The 5651-nt window shown below is 66.6% G+C and carries 7 protein-coding genes; 6 read left to right on the plus strand and 1 reads right to left on the minus strand.

The window, feature by feature from the left end:
• Positions 1–405: thioesterase II family protein (locus AB7U92_RS20810; protein ID WP_428581491.1), on the minus strand; the 405-nt coding region annotated here is incomplete at its 3' end.
• A gap of 243 nt (positions 406–648) precedes the next feature.
• Here AB7U92_RS20810 and AB7U92_RS20815 point away from each other — a divergent pair.
• The 6 genes from AB7U92_RS20815 to AB7U92_RS20840 form a co-directional block, all read left to right on the plus strand.
• Entirely contained in the window at positions 649–1500 is an 852-nt protein-coding gene (locus tag AB7U92_RS20815; protein ID WP_428581494.1) for a 4'-phosphopantetheinyl transferase family protein, read from the plus strand.
• Positions 1501–1553: 53 nt separating this feature from the next.
• Positions 1554–1982, plus strand: coding sequence for an SxtJ family membrane protein (locus AB7U92_RS20820; protein WP_428581497.1), 429 nt, complete (start codon positions 1554–1556; stop codon positions 1980–1982).
• A gap of 8 nt (positions 1983–1990) precedes the next feature.
• Positions 1991–2140, plus strand: coding sequence for a DUF5989 family protein (locus AB7U92_RS20825; protein ID WP_341891911.1), 150 nt, complete (start codon positions 1991–1993; stop codon positions 2138–2140).
• Positions 2141–2159: 19 nt separating this feature from the next.
• Complete coding sequence (locus tag AB7U92_RS20830) at positions 2160–3998, plus strand: carbamoyltransferase family protein (protein WP_428581500.1); 1839 nt, start codon at positions 2160–2162, stop codon at positions 3996–3998.
• Complete coding sequence (locus AB7U92_RS20835; RefSeq protein WP_428581503.1) at positions 3985–5121, plus strand: SGNH/GDSL hydrolase family protein; 1137 nt, start codon at positions 3985–3987, stop codon at positions 5119–5121. Before AB7U92_RS20830 ends, AB7U92_RS20835 begins: the two co-directional genes overlap by 14 nt.
• A 297-nt stretch (positions 5122–5418) precedes the next feature.
• Positions 5419–5651, plus strand: a 233-nt coding sequence (locus AB7U92_RS20840; protein WP_428581506.1) for a hypothetical protein, incomplete at its 3' end; no start/stop codon positions are given.

A 5651-nucleotide genomic window follows, 5' to 3' on the forward strand; every position in this document is an offset into this window, starting at 1 on the left:
GCCCAGCGTGTGCAGCGGCGGGTCGGTCTCGGGGCAATGTGGGGCGCGGCGACCCGACACCACCAGGTGGCCCGGCAGAGGCCCCCCGCGTGCCACGAGTGCGTGGGCGAGCTCCGCTGCGACCACAGCACCCATGCCGTGACCGAACAAGGCGAACGGGAGATCGAACTCGTCGACCAGCGCGTCTAGTGTGGCCTCGACGATCTGGTTCATGTCCGTCAGCGCCGGCTCGTGGAGACGGGTCTCCCGTCCCGGCAACTGCACGGCGCACACTTCCAGATCGGCAGGAAGTCCCGATGGCCAGAGCCGATAGACGGAGGCGCCGGCGCCGGCATGGGCGAAGCAGAACAAGCGGGCACGAGCCTGCGGCCGCGGCGCGAAACGGCGCACCCACGCGTTGCTCATGGCTGCCCGCACGGCCTTCGCCGTGTCCGTTCTCGTTGCCTGTCGCGTGCCGACCCGATCACCAAGAGCTCCCCATGGACGTGTTCGCCAGTCTCCGCGCCAGCTTCACAAATCTTGACTTGCGGATCGTATCGCCTGATGTTCGCGGTTTCCCCCCCCAGGACGGATGGCATTGGTGAGCAACATGTTCGACCGATCTGTGCAGAATTCCTCGCAACGCCAGCGCCATGCGTGCCGGTTCGAATGACGACGCCCGCCAGAACGACGACCGACTGCTCGAATACCCTTGACCTGCTGCAGGCGCTTTGCGGCACGAAGGGCTGCGAGGCACCCGCGCTAGACGTGGATCAAGCGCACGTCTGGCGGCTGCCTCTGGATGCTGCCGTGACGACGGCGGTCGATCTGCAACGACTGCTCGACGGCGCCGAGAGCGAGCGCGCGGATCGCCTGCGCGGAGGTCGGTTGCGCCAGCGCTTCGTGGCCGGACGCGCGCTCGTGCGCATCCTGCTGGGCTGGTACCTCGGCCGCGACCCTGAGGGCCTGCGCCTGGCAGTGTCGGCGCTGGGCAAGCCTGAACTCGAGGCGCAAGCGCTCGGCCCGACGCTGCAGTTCAACGTCGCGCACTCGGGCGACGAACTGCTGGTGGCGCTCAGTGCGCACCACGCCGTGGGGGTCGACATCGAGCAGATGCGTGTGGTCGTCGATCACGAGGCCATTGCGCGAGCCAATTTCGCCGCCGACGAAGTGCGCTCGCTGCAACGTCTGCCCAAGCCGCGCCAGGCCGAGGCATTCATCGCCACCTGGACGAGAAAGGAGGCCGTGGTGAAGGCGCTCGGTCGCGGATTGCTCGAACCGCTCGATGCTTTCGTGGTCGAGGTCGACCCCGACGCGCCTGCGCGGCTGCTTGCCTTCCGCGGCGACTGCAGTGCTGCAGCGGGTTGGACGATGTGGAGCGCGCGGCTGCCCTCTGGCGCGCACGCATGCGTGGCGGTGACGGCAGCCGGAGTGACCGTGCGTCCCTTCGGCGTTTGGGAGATCCCGGCGGCGGCGGAACCACCCATCCGCGGGCTGGCGACGCCCCACGCGCCCAACTAGATTGTCGGTGCCTGCCGGAGAACTTGACCTCCGGAATCCGCGAGGTCCAAGTCATGTCCGACCAGGAACGTGCTTCCGCGCCACCACCGGTGCGGGCGCCAAGCGATCGCAAGTTCGGCCTGCTGTTTACCGCCGTGTTCGCCTTGCTGTCTGCCTGGGCTTGGTGGCGGTATGGAGCGACGCGCGTTGTCGGCTTGCTGCTGGCGATCTCGTTGGTGTTCGCAACGGCATCGGCGTGGCGACCGGCCGTGCTCGGCCCGATGAATCGCGCCTGGATGGCGTTCGGTCATCTGCTCGGCCGCGTGGTCAGCCCTGTAGTACTGGGCGTGCTGTTTTACGGCGTCGTCACCCCGGTTGCGCTGATGCAGCGCCTGGCCGGTCGCGACGAACTGCGGCTGCGCCTGCGACGCGACCAACCCACCCATTGGCAGCCGCGCGAACCGCCCGGGCCAGGCGCGGACAGCTTCGGCAACCAGTACTGAGGAGGCTCATGGCTTTCCTGAAAGAGATGTGGGCGTTCCTGCGGGCGCGCAAGAAGCTCTGGCTGCTGCCGATCGTTCTGCTGCTCGTGGCGATTGGCGGCCTGCTCGTCATTGCCCAGGGCTCGGTCCTCGCGCCGTTCATCTACACGCTGTTCTAGCGCCGCAAGGCCCGATGCGATGAAGGTTCTCGGCATCTCGGCCTACTACCACGACGCCGCAGCCTGTCTGGTCGTCGACGGATGCATCGTCGCAGCCGCGCAGGAAGAGCGCTTCACCCGAAGGAAGCACGATGCATCCTTCCCGGTCCATGCCATTGCGTACTGCCTCAGGGAGGCGGCCTGCGAGCCGCGAGACATCGATCGCGTCGTCTTCTACGACAAGCCCTTCCTGAAGTTCGAGCGATTGCTGGAGACCTATCTGGCCTTCGCGCCGCGCGGATTCCGGTCGTTCGCGACCTCGCTCCCGGTGTGGCTCAAGGACAAGCTGTTCCAGAAGTCGGTGATCCTCGACGAACTGGAACGCCTGTGGGGCAACGCCACCGACTGGTCGCAGCGACTGCTCTTCTCGGAACATCACTTCAGCCACGCCGCGAGTGCCTTCTTTCCGTCGCCGTTCGAGGAGGCTGCGGTGCTGACGCTGGACGGTGTGGGTGAGTGGACCACGACCTCGATGGCCGTTGGCCGGGGCAACTCGCTGCAGATCCACAAGGAGATCCGCTTCCCGCACTCGCTGGGCCTGCTGTACTCCGCAATCACCTACTACACCGGATTCAAGGTCAATTCGGGCGAGTACAAGGTGATGGGGCTCGCACCCTATGGAGAACCTCGATACGCCGGGCTGATTCGCGATCACCTGATCGACGTGCGCGAGGATGGATCGTTCATGCTCGACATGCAGTACTTCGACTACTGCACGGGGCTGACGATGACCAACAGCCGCTTCGATGAGCTGTTCGGTGGTCCGCCGCGCTCGCCCGAATCGCGGCTGACGCAACGCGAAATGGACCTGGCCGCCTCCGTGCAGGTGGTCACCGAGGACGTGATGCTGGCGCTGGCGCGAGGCATTGCCAAATCAACCGGGCTGCGCCGGCTTTGCCTGGCGGGAGGCGTGGCGCTCAACTGCGTGGCCAACGGCAAGCTGCTGCGCTCGGGGCTGTTCGATGATGTCTGGGTCCAGCCGGCGGCAGGCGACGCCGGCGGGGCGCTGGGCGCGGCGCTGGCTGTCTATCACAGCGCGCTCGGCGGCAAGCGCGAGGTGCGGCCGGGGCTCGACGCGATGCGGGGGGCCTACCTGGGGCCGTCGTATTCGCAGGATGACATCGAGCGCCGGCTGACGGCGGTCGGCGCGCGCTTCAGCACGCTCGACACCGAGACCATGATCGACACCGTGGCTCGCGCTCTCGCCGATGGCAAGGCGGTCGGCTGGCATCAGGGGCGGATGGAATTCGGGCCGCGTGCACTTGGTGCCCGCTCGATCCTCGCGGATGCTCGTTCGCCGAGCGTGCAGAAGACGCTCAACCTGAAGGTGAAGTATCGCGAGTCGTTCCGCCCGTTTGCGCCGAGCGTGCTGCGCGAGCACGTGGCGGACTGGTTCGACATCGACACTGACAGCCCCTACATGCTGTTGGTGGCCGACGTTCGCGAGGGCCGGCAGCTGCCGATGAACGAGGCCCAGCGCCAGCTGTTCGGCATCGACAAGCTGAATGTGCCGCGCTCCAGCATCCCGGCCGTCACGCACGTGGACTACTCTGCACGCATCCAGACCGTTCACCGCCAGACCAATCCCGTCTACCACCGGTTGATCAGCCGGTTCCACGAACTGACCGGTTGCCCGGTGCTGGTCAACACGTCGTTCAACGTGCGTGGCGAACCCATCGTTGCCACGCCGGAAGATGCGTTCCGTTGCCTGATGGGCACCGAGATCGACTGTCTTGCCGTGGGCAACTGCCTGCTCGAAAAGTCGGCGCAGGACCCGGCACTGCAGCGGGACTACCGCAACGCGTATGAGCTCGACTAAGCAGGTCATCGCTCTTGTGGCGGCCAGCCTGCTGGTGCTCCTGTTCGGACTGCTGGGCCTGGAGCTGGTTTTCGGCGGCTGGCTCCGAGGGGACTCCTGGAGCGAGGTCGACAAGCTCAACGTGGTTCGCGGGCGCAGCACCGAGTACGACGTCCGGCGGATCTACGGTCCGGATGCAGCGCCGGTGCGCTACACGCGGGATCGCTACGGCCTGCGCGGGTCTTGCGACGACCCGGCTCAGGTCCGTCTCGTCACGCTTGGTGGGTCGACGACCGACCAGGTCTACGTGAGCGATGGCCAGACATGGCAGGACCGGCTGCAGTCGCGCATGACGCAAGCCCACAGTGGCCGGACATGGTGCGTTTCCAACGCAGGTGTCGACGGGCATTCGAGCTTCGGACACATCGCTGCGCTGGAGCGCTGGCTGCCGCTCGTGCCAGGACTGAAGCCGGACTATGTGCTGCTCTATGTCGGGGTCAACGATGCGGCGCTGCGCACCGAACGGGCACCTTCCGATCTGCGTGCCGACGAGCCGGCGGGCCGGCTGGCCCGACTCAAACGAGCCGTGAACGAGAACTCCGCGCTCCTGCACCTCATCCGCCGCGCATTGGCAGCTCGTGCGGATGCCCCCTTGTTCGCAGCACACAAACTGATCTTTCCGACCGATTCGGACTACACGAGCACGGCGCCTGCGGCCGACATTGCTCCGCTGGTTGCCGCCAGCAGCGAGGCCTTTCGCGAGCGCCTGCGCCGTCTGCTGCAGCTGATCGAGGCGCGCGGCGCGAAGCCCGTCTGCGTATCGCAGCCCTCGTTGATCTATCGGCGCTATGGCGATGCATGGCGCGGAATTCCGGACGTGTTCACTCACCAGGGGCGCAAGTTCAACGGCCTGGACTATCGACTGGCCATCCTGTCTATCAATGCGGTCATGGCACAGGAGTGCCCCGCTGCAGGCGGGCACTACATCGATCTCGAAGGGGCCGGATTCGAGCCAGCGCACTTCTACGACTGTGTGCACATGAACGCCAGCGGTGCTGCGCGGGTCGGTGACCTTCTGGCCGACGCATTCAGCCAGCAGGGCATCGGCGGACTCCGACCGCTGGCGACGTCTTCACGTCCTTGACACGACACGCCGGATCTTCGGCAGAGTTGTAACAATCGCGGCCGCTTGTTCCGCGGCGCTAAGAGTTTCCCCCTGCTCATCCCCCTGAACAAGGGGGTGACGCGTTCCGCCCGTTACACGGCTGCGGCGTGGTTACCGGTGCCGGCCTGCCTCGCCGATATCGTGCCCATCACCCCCTGCAAGGCGGCGCCTCCCGGCACCGCCAGTGGCGTCCTCCAGATCAGGACCCGCCAGGCAAGGTGGTCGCGGGTCACACGTCAGTGCGACCGAACAGGACTGAACGAAGGGTTGTTGGGAATGAAACTCCGCAGGAAGCAGACTGCGCTGCTGGTGATGCAGGCGGTTGCGAGCATGGTGCTGGCGGGATGCGGCGGCGTGGACGAGCCGACGGCGGCGAGCGCGCTGAGCGAGCCGAGCCTGGAAGGGGCGGAGCTGGAGCAGGCCGAGAGGCTGCGCTGGAGCATGTTCGACAGCGTGTCGCCGACGGTGAGCGTAGGCGGCGTGGGCGAGGTCAACGCGTCGGGCCTGGT

The organism is Piscinibacter sp., assembly GCF_050175855.1.
Lineage (GTDB): Bacteria > Pseudomonadota > Gammaproteobacteria > Burkholderiales > Burkholderiaceae_C > Piscinibacter.

Bases quoted from the DNA above. Each gene is read 5' to 3' on its own strand.
- AB7U92_RS20815 (WP_428581494.1), top strand. From the start codon at position 649: ATGACGACGCCCGCCAGAACGACGACCGACTGCTCGAATACCCTTGAC.
- AB7U92_RS20820 (WP_428581497.1), top strand. From the start codon at position 1,554: ATGTCCGACCAGGAACGTGCTTCCGCGCCACCACCGGTGCGGGCGCCA.
- AB7U92_RS20825 (WP_341891911.1), top strand. From the start codon at position 1,991: ATGGCTTTCCTGAAAGAGATGTGGGCGTTCCTGCGGGCGCGCAAGAAG.
- AB7U92_RS20830 (WP_428581500.1), top strand. From the start codon at position 2,160: ATGAAGGTTCTCGGCATCTCGGCCTACTACCACGACGCCGCAGCCTGT.
- AB7U92_RS20835 (WP_428581503.1), top strand. From the start codon at position 3,985: ATGAGCTCGACTAAGCAGGTCATCGCTCTTGTGGCGGCCAGCCTGCTG.